Origin of the sequence: Sorangium aterium (genome assembly GCF_028368935.1) — a bacterium.
Lineage (GTDB): Bacteria > Myxococcota_A > Polyangia > Polyangiales > Polyangiaceae > Sorangium > Sorangium atrum.
This window is the reverse complement of record NZ_JAQNDK010000003.1, coordinates 1,042,856-1,059,930: the sequence shown is the minus strand read 5'-3', so window position 1 is coordinate 1,059,930 and position 17,075 is coordinate 1,042,856. Positions and strand designations below refer to the sequence as shown.

Annotated in this window: 12 protein-coding genes; 7 read left to right on the top strand and 5 right to left on the bottom strand. The window is 71.2% G+C overall.

The genetic code is table 11. The features are described from left to right. The first annotated feature begins 41 nt into the window (after positions 1 to 41). On the top strand, positions 42 to 2,528 hold the full coding sequence (locus tag POL72_RS28230) for an efflux RND transporter permease subunit (RefSeq protein ID WP_272098920.1): 2,487 nt from the start codon (positions 42 to 44) through the stop codon (positions 2,526 to 2,528). Positions 2,529 to 2,594: 66 nt separating this feature from the next. Here POL72_RS28230 and POL72_RS28225 read toward each other — a convergent pair whose 3' ends face one another. Together POL72_RS28225 and POL72_RS28220 are read right to left on the bottom strand one after the other, a co-directional pair. Beyond that, the gene (locus POL72_RS28225) at positions 2,595 to 3,068 is read right to left on the bottom strand and encodes an SRPBCC family protein (RefSeq protein WP_272098919.1); all 474 of its coding nucleotides are present in this window, start codon (positions 3,066 to 3,068) and stop codon (positions 2,595 to 2,597) included. Positions 3,069 to 3,370: 302 nt separating this feature from the next. Next, positions 3,371 to 6,178, bottom strand: a complete 2,808-nt coding sequence (locus tag POL72_RS28220) for an ATP-binding protein (protein ID WP_272098917.1) — start codon at positions 6,176 to 6,178, stop codon at positions 3,371 to 3,373. A gap of 311 nt (positions 6,179 to 6,489) precedes the next feature. On the opposite strand from POL72_RS28220, the gene POL72_RS28215 reads away from it, so the two are divergent. Further along, positions 6,490 to 10,257: a glycoside hydrolase family 31 family protein gene (locus POL72_RS28215; RefSeq protein ID WP_272098915.1), complete on the top strand. Its 3,768-nt coding sequence runs from the start codon at positions 6,490 to 6,492 to the stop codon at positions 10,255 to 10,257. Positions 10,258 to 10,416: 159 nt separating this feature from the next. Here the strand turns inward: POL72_RS28215 and POL72_RS28210 are convergent, their stop codons facing one another. From POL72_RS28210 to POL72_RS28200, 3 genes are all read right to left on the bottom strand, one after another. Continuing rightward, positions 10,417 to 10,893 carry an SRPBCC family protein gene (locus POL72_RS28210; protein ID WP_272098913.1) on the bottom strand — a complete coding sequence of 159 codons (477 nt, stop codon included), beginning with the start codon at positions 10,891 to 10,893 and terminating at the stop codon, positions 10,417 to 10,419. Between the two features lie 96 nt (positions 10,894 to 10,989). Further along, positions 10,990 to 12,021 carry an SUMF1/EgtB/PvdO family nonheme iron enzyme gene (locus POL72_RS28205; protein WP_272098912.1) on the bottom strand — a complete coding sequence of 344 codons (1,032 nt, stop codon included), beginning with the start codon at positions 12,019 to 12,021 and terminating at the stop codon, positions 10,990 to 10,992. A 52-nt stretch (positions 12,022 to 12,073) separates the two neighbouring features. Beyond that, positions 12,074 to 13,090, bottom strand: coding sequence for a hypothetical protein (locus POL72_RS28200; protein ID WP_272098911.1), 1,017 nt, complete (start codon positions 13,088 to 13,090; stop codon positions 12,074 to 12,076). 376 nt (positions 13,091 to 13,466) lie between these two features. On the opposite strand from POL72_RS28200, the gene POL72_RS28195 reads away from it, so the two are divergent. The 5 genes from POL72_RS28195 to POL72_RS28175 all read left to right on the top strand — a co-directional run bounded on the left by POL72_RS28195 (position 13,467) and on the right by POL72_RS28175 (position 17,067). Beyond that, complete coding sequence (locus tag POL72_RS28195) at positions 13,467 to 13,787, top strand: hypothetical protein (RefSeq protein WP_272098910.1); 321 nt, start codon at positions 13,467 to 13,469, stop codon at positions 13,785 to 13,787. 171 nt (positions 13,788 to 13,958) lie between these two features. After that, a complete protein-coding gene (gene bufB / locus POL72_RS28190) occupies positions 13,959 to 14,816 on the top strand; it encodes an MNIO family bufferin maturase (RefSeq protein ID WP_272098909.1) in 858 nt (285 codons plus the stop codon). Next, a complete protein-coding gene (locus tag POL72_RS28185) occupies positions 14,800 to 15,699 on the top strand; it encodes an HvfC/BufC N-terminal domain-containing protein (RefSeq protein ID WP_272098908.1) in 900 nt (299 codons plus the stop codon). The genes bufB and POL72_RS28185 overlap by 17 nt, the downstream gene beginning before the upstream one ends. Positions 15,700 to 15,708: 9 nt before the next feature. Beyond that, complete coding sequence (locus POL72_RS28180) at positions 15,709 to 16,140, top strand: secondary thiamine-phosphate synthase enzyme YjbQ (RefSeq protein WP_272098906.1); 432 nt, start codon at positions 15,709 to 15,711, stop codon at positions 16,138 to 16,140. Between the two features lie 177 nt (positions 16,141 to 16,317). Beyond that, on the top strand, positions 16,318 to 17,067 hold the full coding sequence (locus POL72_RS28175; protein ID WP_272098904.1) for a lysophospholipid acyltransferase family protein: 750 nt from the start codon (positions 16,318 to 16,320) through the stop codon (positions 17,065 to 17,067). The last annotated feature ends 8 nt before the right edge of the window (positions 17,068 to 17,075 follow it).

The following is a 17,075-nucleotide window of genomic DNA, read 5'->3' as shown; positions in this document are numbered from 1 at the left end:
CGCGCGGAGGCGGGCTCGCGTCGCGCCTCGCCGAGCTCCAGGTGAAGCGGCCGGCGCTGCCGCTGCTCGTGACCGGGATCCTCACCGTCATCGCCCTCTTCCTGGCGACGCGGCTCCATGTGCTGACGGGGTTCGAGTCGCTGCTGCCGGCGTCGCGGCCCAGCGTGCAGGAGCTCGACCGGGTCGCGGCGAAGACGGCCGGCGTGTCCACGCTCTTCGTCGTGCTCCAGGGCGGCGAGGGCACCCCCACGGCCGCGCTCCAGCGGGCCGCGGACGCGCTCGTCCCGGAGATCGAGAAGATCGGCCCCCCGTGGGTCGGCAGCGTCGAGGACGGGGTGCACGAGGCCTACCGCTTCCTCTCGCCGCGCGCCGGGCTCTACGTCGAGCGCGACAGGCTCACCAAGCTCCGGGACGACATCGAGGCGCGCTATACCTACGAGGTCAGCAAGGCGACGGGCGCGCTGCTCGACGACGAGCCGCCCCCCGAGATCAACGCCAGCTCGATCGAGCAGAGCCTCGGCCTCCAGGGGGTCGACACGGGGCGCTACCCCGACGGCTACTACCAGTCGAAGGACGGCAAGACCGTCGTCGTCGCCATCCGCTCGAAGGTGATGGCCAGCGATTTCGCCGCCGGCTCCGAGGCGATCCGGCGCGTGAGCGAGGTCGTCGAGCGCGTGCGCCCCGCCTCGTTCGACGCGGGGATCACCCACGGCCTCGCCGGCGATCTGCAGACCGGGATCGCCGAGTACGCGGCGATCAACGAGGACCTGACCGACGTCGGCGTCTCGGGCGCGGTCCTCATCGCCGCCGTCGTGTTCCTCTACTACCTGCGCCTGCGCACGCTCGTCGCCATGCTGATCACGATCGGCATCGGCGTCGCCTGGACGTTCGGCGCCACCCAGCTCGCGCTCGGCCACCTCAACATGGCGACCGGGTTCCTCTTCTCGATCGTCGCCGGCAACGGCATCAACTTCGGGATCATCTACATGGCGCGCTACCTCGAGGCGCGCCGCGGCGGCGCGAGCCTGCTCGAGGGCGTGCGCGTCGCCCACCGCGAGACCTGGCTGCCCACGCTCACGGCCGGCTGCGCGGCCGCGGCCGCCTACGGCTCGCTGCTCGTCACCGAGTTCCGCGGGTTCCACGACTTCGGCCTCATCGGCAGCGCCGGCATGGTGCTCTGCTGGGTCGCCACGTTCGTCGCGCTGCCGAGCATCCTCGCGGTGATGGACCGGATCGTCCCCCTCGAGCAGGAGTCGCCGGGCCTCCTCGGCAGGCTGCGGCGGCGCGCCCAGGGCGGCGTCGCGTTCGGCGCGCCGTTCGCGCGGCTCGCGGCGCGGAGCCCGGTCACGCTCACGCTCGCGGGCCTCGCCCTGGCCGCAGCCGGCCTCGTCGCCACGGTGAGCTACGTGCGCGCCGATCCGATGGAGTACAACCTCCAGAACCTCCGCAACGACGAGGGGGCCCGCGCGGCGCAGATCCGCCTGAGCTCGCTCGCGGAGGAGATCACCGGCTACGTCGGCACCGACGGCATGGCGATCCTCGTGGAGCGGCCCGAGCAGGTCGAGCCGCTCCGCGCTGCGCTCTACGCGAGGCGCGACGCGGCGCCCGAGGGCGCGAAGCCGTTCAAGGAGATCTACGCGCTCCAGGATCTGGTCCCGCGGGATCAGGAGGCGAAGATCCCGCTGCTCCAGGAGATCAAGGATCGCGTCCTCAGGGCGCGGAAGCGCGGCCTCGTGGGCGACGAGGACTGGCGCCGCATCCAGGCGGTCATCCCGCCGGACGATCTCGCGCCGTTCGGGATCGGCGATCTGCCGGCGGGCGTGGCGCGCGCCTTCACCGAGACCGACGGGACGCGCGGGCGCATCGTGTACATCAGCCCGATCACGCCCGAGAGCGTGCACGACGCGCACTACCTCTTCCGGTGGGCGGACGCGTACCGCGAGACGCGGCTCCCCGACGGCAGCGTCGTGCGCGGCTCGGGGCGCGCGGTCATCTACGCGGACATGTGGGCGGCGGTCATCGACGACGTGCCGCCGGCGGTGCTGTTCTCGCTGGCCGCGACGGTCCTCGTCGTGCTCGTCGCCTTCCGCGGCGGCCGCCCGGCGTTCGCGGTGCTCGGCGCGCTGCTCGTCGGCGTCTCGTGGATGGCGGGGTTGCTCGTGCTGATGAACGTGAAGCTCAACTTCTTGAACTTCATCGCCTTGCCGCTGACGTTCGGCATCGGCGTCGACTACGCCGTGAACATCGTGCAGCGGTACGCGCGGGAGGGCGCCGGCGGCGCGCTGACCGCGGTGCGCGAGACGGGCGGCGCGGTGATCCTCTGCAGCCTCACGACGACGCTGGGCTACCTCGCCCTGGTCCGCTCGCAGAACTACGCGGTGAGGAGCCTTGGCGTCTCCGCGGTCATCGGCGAGCTCGCGTGCCTCTTCGCGGCCGTGCTGATCTTGCCCGCGGCGCTCGTCTGGCGCGACCGGCGGCGCCCGAAGGGCCAGGAGGCCTTCCTCGCGGTCGGCCGCCCCACGACATGAGCGCGCCCGGCGTGTAGCGCGCTCGGGCAGCCGCCGTGCCGCGATGTTCGCGGCGCGGCGGCAGGATCACGCAGCGCGGCGGCGCTTCGCGAAGTACGCCTTGATCGCCGCGACCTCCTTCGCGGTGAGCGCGGCGATGGCCGGGACGACCTGCGCTGGATCGTGACCTGCCGCGACCCCGAACTCCCGTGGAAACTCGAGGAAGGTCTTGTCCGGCTCGGTCGTGACGCGCCGGAGCCGGTAGGTCCCGGTGTAGCGTTCGATGCCGAAGATCTGCCCGTGGATCCGGTAGGTGACGGCGTGCTCGGTCTCGGAGCGCGCGACCACCTCCTCCAGCGAGCTCTCCCCCGAGACGAGCGTGAACGCGAACCGCGACGGCACCTTCTCCGCGGAGCCGCCCTCCACGTAGCCGTACTCCCTGACGTTGTCCCCGAAGACGACGGGGATGAGCTTCGTGATATCGCGGACCTCTTGCCAGACCTCCTCGATGGGGGCATCCAGCACCGCCGAGTCGTAGACGTGATAACGCGCGTCGATCATGGCTCCCTCCTCCCGATGCCGCGGGCGCGACACCGCCATGCGCGGCGGAGCGATGCTATCAGGTGAGGTCGCTGTCGCTCGAGCGCGCCCTCGTCACGGCGGCGTGCGCTCGGGAAGTGCGAAGCGCGCCGGCGTGGACGGATGGCCCGGTGGTCGCGCGGCAGCAGACCTGGGCCCTGGCCGCCTCCAGCGGAGTCGATCCGTCGCGGACCTGTCGCTCGCGCCCGCTCCAGCGCACGCGATCCGTTGCAGCCCCTCGGGCGCGGGCCCCTCGCGCTCGCTCGATCCGTGATGGTTACCCGTCATCCGTCGTCCAGCAGCAGGTGCGGCGAGGCGCTCACCGAGAGCGATGGGCGTAGCAGGTAGCCGTCGTCGCGCGTGAGCAGCATGCCCTTGAGGCCCATGCCGCGGAGCACGGCCACTGCGTTCCGGAGCCGGTTGAGCGCGGCGTCAGGCAACATGCGCTCGCCTGGCCAGGCGGCTTCGACGAGGACCATCGGCGAGGCCGGCTTGTCCGGCGCGTCGCGGTGCGCTTCGAGCAGCCGCGCGAGCAGCCTGCGCAGGGGACGACGCCGCTGGAGCTTGACCGGGGCGGATGGATGCACGCGAAACCACGTCGCGTCGGGCCCGACCTCCAGATCCGCGGGTGGCGTCGGCTCGGGCGGGGGCTCCGATGCAGCATGGCCGTGATCCTCGACGCCACCCGGCAGCAGGGCCAGCACCCGCTCCCCCAGGGGCTCGATGAGGCTCGCACCGATGCGCGTCGCGGGGTTCTTCCTGGCGTCTTCCAGCCGCTGGAGATACGCGCACACGGTCTGACTCGCCGGCTGACCGGCATTTCGAGCGCGGGCGATCGCGAGGAGGTCCGCGCAGAGATCCACGAACGCATGGGCGCCCGGCTGCGCCGTGGCGACCACGCGCCGGGCCAGGCGCACGCACGCCTCGGCCTGCGCGAACAGCCCGAGCATGGCGTGGAGCACGCCGCGTTGCCCCAGACCACAAGCGCGCCCCCACCCCTCCTCGCCGAGCTCGGCGAGGATCGGAAGGCCTTCGTCGAGGAGCGCGCGAGCCTCGTCGAAGCGCCCCATCGCGCTCTCGACGCCGCCCAGCAGCACGAGCGCGTCGGCGAGCTGGTGGCGTGAGCCTGTTTCGCGGTGCGACTGCACGGCGAGCGCCAGATGCTCGCTCGCAGCCTCGAATCGGCCGAGCGAAAGCTCCAGCCCCCCGATCGAGCCCAGCACCACGTGCTCGAACAAGCGGTCTCCGATGCGCCGCGCGAGCTCGAGGGCCCGCCAGGAGAAGCGGAGCCCGGCTTCGACGTCACCCAGCAAGAAGATGTGCTGGCCGCAGAGATGGAGCAGCGTCTGTGCCCGAATGCGCAGGTTTCGGATCCCGAGCGCCGCCGTCTCCGGATCCTCGGGGTCCGTCCGGGCGATCCCCACCGGGCTGCAAATGGCGATCCTCCGCGCCTCGTCGTCCCCCGCGCGCAGGGCGAGGTCGTAGAGCTCTTCGTACCTCTCCTTGATGAGGTCGAAGCGCGACAGGTCGTAGTCGAGGAGCGCCATGGTGACGAGCGCTCTGCGCTCGAGCGCGCCGCAGCCCGCGGCCCGCGCCGTGGCGATGGCCCGATCGAGGTCGAGCCGCGCGTCCGCGAGGTGACCGCGCTGCCGATGCGCGTCGCCCTGCGCGCGCAGATGGCGAACGGTGCGCTCGGCGTCGCCGTCCTCTTCCACCGCCGGAGCCACGGCGCGCAGCAAGGAAAGCCGCGTCAGCGACGGGCCGCGCACCTCGAACAGCGCGTCGAGCGCGAGGGCGGCACGTACGCGCAGCGATGGCTCGACCTCGTTCCGGTGGACGACGGCGAGCAGGTTCTCGGTCTCGCGCGCGAGCCATTCGAGCGCGTCATTCCCCCCGTCGAGGTCGACGCGCGCAGCCTGGCGCTCGGCCTCAAGGACGTGATGGCGCGCGTGCGACGCCGCGGCCCGGGTGAAGGCCGCGGCCGAGAGCTTGCGGGACGCGTACGCGCGGATGATCTCGTAGAGCCCGAGGCGCGAGGTCCGCGAGGAGGGATCGACGTAGCTGACGAGGAGCGACTTCTGGTGCAAGGCCTGGATGAGGTCGAGGTGGGGCGGCGCGTCCGGCGCACCCGAGAGGTCGATGACGGCCTCCGCGGCGTCCACGGTGAAGCCGCCGCGGAACACCGCGCACTGCGCGAGCGCCGAGCGCTCGGCCGCGGTCAACGCGTTCCAGGACCAGTCGATGGCGCTCTCCAGCGTGGAGTGGCGCGCCGGAGCTCCGCGGCGTGTGGACCGCAGCAGCGCGAAGCGGTCCTGGATGCGCGCCAGCATATCGGCGACCGACAGGATGCCCGCGCGCCCCGCCGAGAGCTCCACGGCCAGCGGGATACAGTCCAGCTGACCGACGAGCTGCGCGACCAGATCGCGCTCGGTCTCCGCCACGCGAGGCGCTGCGCGGCGGGCTCGATCGAGGAACAGCTCCACGGCTTCCTCGGGCGCGAGAGGAGGCAGCTCCAGCAGCACCTCCTCCTCCAGACCGAGCACCTCCCGTGAGGTCGTGAGGAATGTGGTCTGCGGCGCGGCCCGGAGCCACTTCGACAGGGGCGCGTGCGCGTGCGCGACGACCTGCTCCAGGTTGTCGAGCAGGAGGAACGAGCGACTCCGCGCGGCGATCGCGCGGCCCAGCTGCGCCGTTGCGTCCTCGGCGGTGGCGCCGTCCGTGAGCGGCACGTCGAGGGCGCGCGCCACGTCGACGAAGATGTCGTCGAGGCTGGTCACGGCGGTGAGGTCGCAGAACGTCACCGCCTCGCCGGCCTGCTGCTTCAAGGCCCCGAAGTGGCGCATGAGCCGCGTCTTTCCGAGGCCCGGTCCGCCGAGGATGGTGACGAGCTTGGCCCCGTCGTCGAGGTAGCCCTGGAGCTCTTCCAGCGCCTGCGCGCGGCCGAAGAAACGCGACGCATCGACGAGCGGCGCGGGGGGCGCCGGCGCGCGCCGCAGCACGCGCGAGGACTCGGGCGATGGCACCTGGGCGAGATCGGGGTCCCCGCCGCCCGCGCCGCTCGCTCGCGGCCTACGCGAGTCCGTGCCGACCATTCGACGTCATCCCTTGCCACAGCCACGACAGCCGCGTCGATCGGCGCGGCGACCACGGATGGGCGTGCATCACCGTGCAGGTTACCACGCGCCATCCCAGGGGCAGGCCCCATCCGGCACGGCCGCCGGCCGTGACGAGATGTCACGGTGCAATGGTGTGAGAGCGGACCAGGTTCGAGGCGCCGAGGGCGGGCAGGGGCTGAACATTAAACGGGGTTTAATTGACCTTTAAGGGGGACGCTCGCTCGCTGGCGCTAGGGTCCCGGGGCTCCCCGGCTGGCGATGGACCGGGGCCGGAAAGGTACGCGATCATGAGACGTTTCCCGTCGAGCGCATGGAGCCGTGCGGCGCTCCTGGCAGCCGTGGTGCCGCTGCCTGCCTGTGGGCAGGCCGAGACGACAGAGGCGAACGAGAACGTCGCCGAGGTGAAGGCGCCGCTCGTCACCTCCTCCAGCGCGACGCCTCGCACGCCGGACACGCTCTTCTTCAGCGGCAACGACGTCCTCGGCAACCTCAATGGCACCTTCAACTTCTGGGGGATGACCGTCGCCCACCAGGGCGAGAATCCGGGGAGCGCGGTCACCGGGTACTTCACGCAGGGCTCGGGCCTGGGGGCCGCGTACTTTCTCACCGCGCAGGCCTGCAGCGGCGCTTCCTGCCCGTCCGAGACCGACCGCTGGCAGATCAACCTGAACACCAGGGTCAAGCGCCTTTACGGCCTGGGGATGCAGGGGCTCGCCAACCAGGTGGGGGTCCGCTTCTTTCCTGCGACCGACGCTCCGGGCACCCAGGAAGAGTTCTGGGACAGCGAGTTCGCCGTGGGGCGCATGCGCACCGACGCCGAGCTCGACGCCGACTGCGCCATGCTCCCGAATTGCACGAGCGGGGCTCGCGCGGACTTCCAGTATCACCAGGACTACGGCCGGCTGCGCACGCCGGTGTTCGTGGTGCCCGAGAAGAACCTCATCATCGCGTACCTGCAGCCGAACCCCAAGATGGTGCGCATCAGGCGCTCGAAGGACGCGAACAACCCCACGCCGCAGGGCACGGATCCGCTGAACGGGATGAACGTCTACACGTCGTTCGTGCTCAAGCAGGCGCCCTTCCTGACGGACAAGGACGGCGGGCAGCACCCGCTGCTGGACGCCGCCCCCGCGCCGCTGCTCATCGTCCGCGGCAACGACATGGCGAGCGCGTACTCCTTGTATCGTCAGGCGTTGAAGAAGGTCCTGCTCGACGTCGAGAGCACGCACCCGCACGCCTTCGATTTCAAGTTCCCGTCGAAGGCGGCCTTCGGCCTCGATTGGGAGACCTACGGCGAGTTCGACACGCAGATCCCGCTCGCCGGTGGAGCGACCTCGGCCGCGCTCCGGGAGACCCGCCAGCGCCTCTCCGACGCGCACGTCGCGCCATCCGTCTTCATCCAGGGCTCCGGGTACTGGGCCAAGCCGAACATGTGTCACCCGAACGCCTGGACCAAGTTCTTCGGCGGCATCTGGACGCACCCGTCGACGGAGTCGCTCGTGCTCCGGGAAGGCACCTCGTACTCGGACTGGGAGCAGGAGCTAGAGGATAGCTATCGCATCGCTCCCGGTATCGGGATGCGCCACCACGGGGCGGCGCAGCTGGCCATGATGTACCTGAACGGTGAATTCGACGCCAATGCCTGCTCGTCGGAATTCATGGAGCACCTGAACGGTGACATCGACGTCAATGCCTGCCCGCCGGACGTGACATGGTCCGCCTCGCCGTGCCAGAGCCCCGTGATCGACGGGAGACCGCTCTCGAGATACAAGGGTTACGAGTGGGTCCTCAAGACGCTCGGCATGGACCCGTTCCTGCGCTTCCCGGAGCGGGCGGAACATAGCGTATTCGCGTTCATGCGGATGGCGCCCACGGACACCGTGGTCGGCGCCATCATCCCGTTCGATCAGCTCAACGCGGCCGCCATGACGAAATTCGTGCAGACGGCGCACCAGGTGCCCGGGTTGTCGAACGGGCACCTGGGCTACGGCAACTTCCGCGCGATCAAGGAAGACGAGATGTTCATCGGCGTGCACACGCGGATGCTGCCGAGCGGCTACGTTCCGACGAACCGTGAGTCCTATCAAAATCTTGCAGATCGCAACAAAGAGGACAAGTCCATCACCCAGTGCGGGGCCGGCAGCCCCCCCAACGCTCCGATCGACCGCTACCTTCCGGACGGCTCGTTCCGCCTCATGTACGATTACTACCGGAAGAACATCGACGACAGCGTCATCCTCGGCCGCAACGACTGGTTCAGCACCGCGACGGATCTCCAGAATGGCCCGGGCTCCGTGGAGACGCTCAGCACGACGGCAGGATCGCTGCTGAGCTACTGGCCTTTCAAGTTCGGGCTGGATCAGATGCTCACCCACGTGGCCTCCGGCTACTTCCACCCGAAGCTGGAGCAGGCGGGCGTCAAGTCGCCCTCGGTACGCGACAGCTCGCCGGATTGCGCCAACCTGGTCTGCCCCGGGGAGAAAGACGCGAATGGCACCCTGCTACCGGTGGACGGCAAGTGGTGCTCGGCGGACAGCCATGGGGTCCTCCAGCCCATGGAGGGAAACGAGGTGCCCTCGCGCTTCGATCAGTGCTGCCGCATCGGCGATGGAGAGGTCTCCTCCTTCGTCCGCGAGGCGCAGCTCCACGCCTTCATGCCCGGCGCTGTCGGCTCGCTCGGCTTCTGGCACCTCGGCTCCGGGGCGGACATCGTCACGTGGGCGTACCAGCTCCGCATGCGGCTGCAGCAGTACGCCTACGATCAGGCCGTCCGGACCTTCGATGATGGTCAGCCTCACCTGATGCGCCCCTTGTGGCTGGACGACGCCTCCGACACGGCGCACACGATCTACGCAGCGCCGTCTGCCGCAAACACGTCAGACCCCATCGACGAGTTCTTCTTCGGCAATGCCCTGCTTGTGCGCCCGCTGCTGCGGGCGACGGACACCCTCGCCCAGCAGCAGGCCGGGCTATCCATGAACGTGTACTTCCCGCCTGGTCGCTACATGGAGTTCATCAGCGGGCATGCGTCGACCGTGTACGACGCGGGCATGCGGGCCTTCGCCCTGTCCACCACCCAGCGGGTGGATTACCCCGTCTTCCTCAAGTTCGGCGAGATCCTCGTCATCGGGAACGCGATGGATCCGAGCGGGCGGGAGGCGCGCGACGCGTTCAACCCCAACAGCTTGAGCGTGGTGGTGGCCCTCGACGCGACGACGCCCAGCTCCACGGCCTATACCCTGCACGTGCGCAAGGCGAACGCGGCGGCCTGCAACGCCACCCCCGGCTGCTTCGACCCGCACGGGAGCAACTCGGCGGCCCTCACGGACGGCCTGGTATTGCAGGCCTTCTACGGCAGCGGCAGTCCGTACGTACAGGCCACCCTGAACGGGAGCACCGTGACGAAGCCGTTGGCGCAGAACTCCAAGGGCCTGTGGACGGTCCCGGTGGATGAGATCCTGGCCCAGTTCGGCCAGGAATACAGCGCCGCGGCGCCGTCGAGGTTCGGCAGCCGCCTGATGGCCAGCGGGCCGCGTCTGCCGTGGATCGCCGGCAACTTCACGACGCCGTCGGGGCATTTCAGCCAGTGGTGGGCCGGGGCGTGCGCGCAGGGCGCGTGTGACCTCACCCCGGGAACGAGCAACACGGTTTACGACCCGGCCAAGGGCGCCCTCCGCACCGTCCGCCAGCCCAATGGCGGCCCGAACCAGGTGGTGAACGTGGACACCTCCGCGTCGACGTCGGTCGACCCCGGCAACTACGTGGCGCGCTTCTACTTCAAGTACCGCGACGGCGTGCTGATGCCGAACGACCGCCACATCCTCGGGTGGGTCGACGTGTTCGACACGACGACGAACAAGGTGCTGGCGCGCCGCCGCTTCGCGCCGTCACAGTTCACCGAGGTCAACTCCAACGGCGGGTGGCAGAAGTTCGAGCTCGGCTTCACGGCGCCCCCCGGCAGCGTGATCCAGACACGGGTCTATAGCTGGATACCGGCCCTGGAGTACCCGCTCGACCACCAGGTCACCGAGGTGAGCCGGGTCCTGTCGCCGTAGCGGGTGGCTCCGCTTCAGCCCCCGGCGGCGGGCCCCTCGCGCTCACTCGATCCGTTGGAGACCCCCGGCGCCGGGCCCCTCCCAACGGTTGCGATCCGTTGAAGACCCCCGGCGGAGGCTCCACCTCGGCCCCGTCCGCTCGGCCGAGGCCGCTGTGCATCACACCGAGCGGCGGCGCTTCGCGAAGTGCTCCTTGATGGCGAGGACCTCGTTCGCGGTGAGGGCCGCGACCGACGGGACGACCTTCTCAGGCTCCTGGCCCGGCGCGACGCCGAACTCCCGGGGCCACTCGAGGAACGTCTTGCCCGGCTCGGTCGTGATGCGGCGGAGCCGGTACGTCGCGATGTACCCCTCGATGCCCAGGACCTGCCCGAGCAGCCGGTACGTGACGGAGTGCTCGGTCTCGGATCGCGCGACCACCTCCTCCACGGCCTTGTCTCCCGACGGGTGGAGCGTGAACTCGAAGCGCGACGGGATCTTCTCCGCCGAGCCGCCGTCCACGTAACGGTAGTCCTTGACGCCGTCACCGAAGACGATCGGCAGGAGCGCGACGACATCGCGGAGCTCTCTCCATGCCTCCTCGATGGGCGCGTCGAGCACCGCTGAATCGTAGACGTGATATCGGGCTGCGAGCATCGATGGTCCTCCCCGCGGTGTCGCGCGAGCGCGACGTCCTTCCGCGCAGCGGCCGATGCTACCAGATCGCCCCGCTCCGCCGCGACCGCGCGCCCGTCACGGCGGCGCGCGGAGATCCGCGCAGCAGCGGACGCCGGTCGAGTAGTCGAAATAGGTGAAGTCGTGCGACGCGACGCGCGCCATGCACCCCTCCCGGGTCGCGCGCGCGTAGAACCCGCCGACGAACGTCCCCTCCGGATCGTCGATCCACTCGTCGAGGTTGCCGACCATGTCGGCGACCGCGTCGTCCTCCCACGCGCTCGCGCACGTCGCGGTCTCGCCCGTCCGCCGCAGGAGCGGCGCCCCGGCGACGCGCACCAGGTTGAGCCGCGGATCGCTGTGCCCGAGCGTCACGTCGCGGTGGAGCACGCCGGCCGGGTGAGCCTCGCGGAACACGTTGCACCGCCCGTCCGCGTAGGTCGGTCCGTACGGGAACTGCTCGTCCCGCTCGCCGCGGCACGCCGTCCGCCACTCCTCGAGCGAGCAGAGCCGCTTGCCCGCGTTCCGGCACGCGAGCTCCGCCTGCGCGCCGGTCGTGTAGCCCTGCGGGAGCACGCCCCTGCGCGACACCGCGCGCGGCTCGAACTCGCGCTGCTTCTGCCAGCCGGGCAGCAGCGGCAGATCCATGCGGCGCGCCTCGTCGTCCCCGAGCTGCAGCCGCATCTTCGACCACACCCGCTCGACGGACGCGGCCGCCTGGCGCGACGGAGGATAGAACGCGGAGATCTCGAGCCCGGTCTCCTTGTCGAGCAGCACCGCCTCGTAGCGATCGACGCAGAACCGGCGTGCGACCCGCACCATCTCCGGCGGACAGCGCGGCTCCGCCGGCGGCGCAATCGGCCTCGGCCTCGGAGGCGCCCCCACGAGCGGCGGCGCCACGTCCGGCGCCCCGGCCCCGGTGTCCGCCGCGCTGGCTCCCGTGTCCGCCGCGCTCGGCCCCGCGTCCGCCCCGCCGCGCTCTCGCTCCGAGCGGCAGCCCGCGAGCCCCGTCCACGCGAGCGCCGCTGCGCTGACGTAGGCGAGCGCCGCTACCGCGAGGCGGCGGCCGGCGCGGGGGCACGTGGGGCGCTCGGCGGATCGCGCCGGCATCAGGTCAGCGGATCGCGCCGGCATCGGGTCAGCGGATCGCGCTGGCATCAGGTCAGCGGATCGCGCCGGCATACGGGTCGATGGACGCGGGCTCGCGGCAGAAGAAGCGGCGGAGCACGAGGTAGTGATGGATCGGCAGGAGCCGCGTCTCCTCCTTCATCGACAGCCCCATCCGGCTGATCTCGGCGCCCGGGAACGGCGTCTTCGGATAGCAGCGGACGATCCCGGAGAGCGCCTCGTACTCGTCGAGCAGCCCGAGCACGTGCCCCACCTCGTGGGCCAGCACGGGCAGCGACCAGCCGGCCCGCATCGCGCTGAAGTACGGCGTCCTGCCGCACGTCGGCGAGAGCGGCACCGCGAGATCGACCCGGAGCGCCCGCGCGCGCGCCTCGTCCGCGAGAACGAAGTCGAAGTCGTAGCGCACCGGCAGCCCGAAGGCGCGCGCGTCGCGGTTCCAGTACCCCTCGGCCTCGTCCGACCAGCGCGCGAGCAGGGCGCGGATCGCGGCCGGCGTCGCCCTCGCCGTGAACACGCCGGACCCCGGGCAAGCGTCCGTCGATCCCGAGCGCGCGTACGGCGTACCGCGGCACGCGATGGCGCCCCCGAGCCGGGCGGCCAGCCCGCAGTCGGGCAGCTCGAGCCAGCCCGCGCCCTCCGGCGGGTCGACCGCGATGCGCACGCCGACCTCCCAGGCGCCGCCGCGCCGCCGCACGAGGTAGCTCATCGGACCGAAGAAGAGGCCGTAGTGCGGCATCACCCCGGCGATCCGCCGCTCCCCCTCCGGCACGTCGCCGCGCGCTCCGGAAAAGACGCGGCGCGGCGCCGGCTGGCACAGGTACGCGTCCTTCGCGAGCGCGTCGGCCAGGATGTCCCGGAACGTCGCTTCCCGCCCTTCGAGGATCGCGCCGCTCAGCGCCTCGAGCTCGGCGGCGATCGCCTCGACAGGGAGCTCGCGCCCGGAGGCCGCATCACCCGCCGCGCTGCCCGGCGTGCCGGCCCCCCCACGTGGAGCCCCTCCACTCGGGCCCCCCCCGCAGCCGGCCGCCCCCAGCGAGAGCGCCGCGAGCACCGGGAGCGCCCCGCGACGCGGGTGGACGAGGACCCGCCACGGCGCCGGCGCGCCGCGCTGGACGCTTTGTCTTGCGCCTCCCGTCCGAAGCGAGTTACGTCGTGCATGGAACGCTGCACGCTGGCCGCGCGCCCCAGCCACCGAGGCTACGCCGCCGGACGCCGTGCACGCAGGGGGGGCTCGCGTGGGCGTGGAGGTCAACCCCGCTCACTTACGGGGAGTTGAATGAAGAATCAACGCGTCCGGAGTGAAACCGTGGAACCGGTCGGGCGTAGTGACGCGTAGCCGATGGGCTCAGCGCGGTCGAGAGGCCGGCGAGACCCGACGGGCTCCAGCGTGCGGGCGCGCCATTCTGGCGAGTCGCGCGGTGGGCCCGGTGATCGCGACGAAGACGAGCGTGGAGGATCAGATGACGATCGACATGGGCAAGACGTTGGCGTTGACGGCGGTGTCGGGCATGGTGGCGGGCCTCGCGGGCTGCGCCTCGTCGCCTCCGCCCGCGCCTGAGACGGGCGGCGCCGCCCCCGCGGCCGAGCCGGCGGCGACCGAGGCGCCTGCGGCCGCCGCCAAGGAGTGCTGTGCCGGCAAGAACGAGTGCAAGGGCAAGGGCGGCTGCAAGGGCGCCGGCCACGAGTGCTCGGGCAAGAACGAGTGCAAGGGCAAGGGCGGCTGCAAGCCGGCCGACTGCTCGTCGTAGGTTCGGCGCGCCCGGCCCGGCGGAATCCGGCGGATCCACGCGGATCCGCCGGACCCGTCGGGCCGATCTGCACGGATCCGCCAGGGCCCTTGGGCCGAGCTGTGCGGATCCGCTGGGCCGTGAGGCGCCGCGGCGCATCCCTCCACCCCTGATCCAGGCTCGCGGTGAACCATGGTGAACCTCGAACGGATGCGGCTGGGACTCCCCGACCTCGGCGTCGGCGTCGGGCTGCGCATCCCGCACTACCGCCACATCTTCGAGCACCAGCCCCGGGTCGACTGGTTCGAGATCATCAGCGAGAACTTCATGGTGGACGGCGGCATGCCGATCGCCAACCTCGAGCGCTTCCTCTCGAGCTACCGCCTCGTCCAGCACGGCGTCTCGCTGTCGATCGGCAGCACGGATCCGCTCGATTTCGACTACCTGCGCCGGCTGAAGGCGCTGCTGGCCAGGGTGGGCTCGCCCTGGGTGAGCGATCACCTGTGCTGGACGGGCGCGCACGGGATCAACCTGCACGATCTGCTCCCGTTGCCGTACACCGACGAGGCCGTGCGGCACGTCGCGGCGCGGGCGCGGGTGGTGCAGGACTTCCTCGAGGTCCGGCTCGCGCTCGAGAACGTGTCGAGCTACCTGACCTTCACGGCGAGCCGGATGAGCGAGTGGGAGTTCCTCTCGGCGGTCGCGGAGGAGGCCGACTGCGGCATCCTGCTCGACGTCAACAACGTCTACGTCTCCTCGTACAACCACGGCTTCGATCCGGAGGCCTACATCGACGGCGTGCCGCACCACCGGATCGTGCAGTTCCACCTCGCCGGCCACACGCACCAGGGCGCGTACATCCTCGACACCCACAGCGATCACGTGGTCGACGCCGTGTGGGCGCTCTACCGGCGCGCGGTCGCCCGCGCCGGCGACGTCTCGACGCTGATCGAGTGGGACGACGACATCCCCTCGTTCGAGGTCCTCGCCGCCGAGGCGGAGAAGGCGCGGGCGATCCGCGAGGAGGTGGCGCGTGCGCGCGCCGCCTGACCCCGCGCCCCCGGCCGGCCTCGCCGCCCTGATGCGGCAGCTCACCCGCATGTTCACGGCCGGCGCGCCGCTCGCGGACGACGCCGTGCTCGCCGGCCTGTGCCGCGAGCACGTCGCCGGGAGCGAGCGGCTCGCGCCCGCCGAGCAGGCCGACATCTACCGGCGGCAGTTCTGGCTGCGGCACAGGGACGCGCTCCGCGAGGACTACCCCGCGCTGGCGCACGTCCTCGGCGACGACGGCTTCGACGCGTTCGCGCGGGCCTACCTCGCGGCGCACCCGCCCGCGAGCTTCACGCTGCGCGACCTCGGGCGAGACGTCGCCGGTTTCGCGGGCGCCCACGACGGGTTCCCCCCTGCCCTGCGGGATCTCGCGCGCGACGTGGCGCGGTACGAGCACACCCTCGTCGATCTGTTCGACGGCGCCTCGCCCCCTCCGCTCGATCCGGCGAAGGTGACGGACATGCCGGCGGACGGCTGGTCCACCGCCAGGATCGTCCTGCACCCGCTGCTCGCGCTGGTGCGGCTCGGCCACCCGGCGCACGTCCTCCGGAGCGAGCTCAAGCAAGGCCTGTCGCCCGCGCTGCCCGCGCCCCGCCCGGTCCACCTCGCCGTGTTCCGCGGCGCCGACCTCACGATCCGCTTCGAGGAGCTCGATCCTCAGGCGTTCGCGCTCCTCGAGGCGCTCGGGCGGGGCGTGCCGCTCGTCCCGGCGTGTGAGGAGGTGGCGAGCAGAGCTCGGGAGCCGGCCGGCACCGAGGAAGAGGGCGCCGGAGAGGGGGCGGGCGCGGCGCTGGCCGAGCGCGTGGGCGCGTGGTTCCAGCGCTGGACGAGCTGGGGGCTCATCGTCGACGTCGTGCCGGGCGCGCGCGCTGAAGGCGGCTAAGATGGCGCGGTGACCACCATCGTCCAGCGCACGCTCGAGATCCGCACGAACGGCCGGGGTTTCGTCGATATCACGCGCGAGGTCGCGCGCGTCGTCGCCGGCGCGGGCGTCGACGTCGGGCTCTGCGCCGTGTTCCTGCAGCACACGTCGGCGAGCCTCATCATCCAGGAAAACGCGGATCCGGCCGTCCTCCGCGACCTGGAGCGCTGGATGTCGCGCCTGGCCCCGGAGGGCCGCGACTACGAGCACGACGACGAGGGCCCCGACGACATGCCGGGCCACCTGAGGAGCGCCGTCACCCGCTCGAGCGAGGTGATCCCGATCTCCGGCGGCCGCCTCGCGCTCGGGACCTGGCAAGCCCTGTATGTCTGGGAGCACCGTAGTTCTCCCCACGGGCGCCGCGTGGTAGTGACCGTGACCGGCACCACAGCCGGGGGTTGAGTGGTATACTTTGCGGCGTTCGCATACGGACGAGTGCTGGATGAGCGCTGCATGAGCACCGGATGAGCTCGGCGCCCCTCGGGGGCTGCTTGCCCGCCGCGTAAGGCAGGGCCTGCTCGGTCGTCGGCGCGCCACGCGATCCCCTCACCTTTCAGCGGAATCAGCGGGAAGAGAGCGATGAGCCTTCAGACGACGTTCATGGGAATCTTCGACACTGCCCGGATCTGCTTTCCGACCGTGGTGGACGCGATGATCGGGCGTGTGACCCTCGAGCGCTGCGATGAGCGGCTGGACTGGTGGGCGCGCAAGGTGCTCGAGGACGCGGACGTGGATCTGGTGGTGCGCGGGCGCGAGAACGCCTCGGGCGCGCGGCCGTTCGTTGTGATGTCGAACCACCAGAGCCTCTTCGACATCCCGGTGGTGTTCCGCGCGATCCCCGGGCGGCTCCGGATGATCGCCAAGAAAGAGCTGTTCAACGTGCCGATCTTCGGCCAGGCGATGAAGGCGGCCGGGTTCATCCGGATCAACCGGAGCAATCACGTCCAGGCCAGCGCGAGCCTGCAGGTCGGCGCGTCGATGCTGCAGGACGGGACCCGGGTCTGGATCGCGCCGGAGGGGACGCGGAGCAAGACCGGCGCGCTCCTCCCGTTCAAGAGCGGCGGGTTCCGGATGGCGATCGAGACCAACACGCCCATCCTCCCGGTGGCGATCGACGGCACGCGGCACGTGCTCCGGGCGAAGAATTTCGTGGTCCAGGAGCACCACCGGGTGGTTGTCACGATCATGCCGCCGATCGATCCGGCACCCTATGGCGCCGGGGGCCGCAACCGGTTGATGCGGGACGTGAGGGCGGCGATCGCAGGGGCGCTCGGCCACGATCCCGGGCTGATCCACCGCGGCGCGGGCGTCGCGACGTCGCCGGCGTAGGGCGCCGG

What these genes read in the sequence shown, in the direction of transcription:
- POL72_RS28225 (WP_272098919.1), bottom strand. Translation starts at nt 3,068, where the DNA reads ATGATCGACGCGCGTTATCACGTCTACGACTCGGCGGTGCTGGATGCC.
- POL72_RS28220 (WP_272098917.1), bottom strand. Translation starts at nt 6,178, where the DNA reads ATGGTCGGCACGGACTCGCGTAGGCCGCGAGCGAGCGGCGCGGGCGGC.
- POL72_RS28215 (WP_272098915.1), top strand. Translation starts at nt 6,490, where the DNA reads ATGAGACGTTTCCCGTCGAGCGCATGGAGCCGTGCGGCGCTCCTGGCA.
- POL72_RS28210 (WP_272098913.1), bottom strand. Translation starts at nt 10,893, where the DNA reads ATGCTCGCAGCCCGATATCACGTCTACGATTCAGCGGTGCTCGACGCG.
- POL72_RS28205 (WP_272098912.1), bottom strand. Translation starts at nt 12,021, where the DNA reads ATGCCGGCGCGATCCGCCGAGCGCCCCACGTGCCCCCGCGCCGGCCGC.
- bufB (WP_272098909.1), top strand. Translation starts at nt 13,959, where the DNA reads ATGGTGAACCTCGAACGGATGCGGCTGGGACTCCCCGACCTCGGCGTC.
- POL72_RS28175 (WP_272098904.1), top strand. Translation starts at nt 16,318, where the DNA reads ATGAGCCTTCAGACGACGTTCATGGGAATCTTCGACACTGCCCGGATC.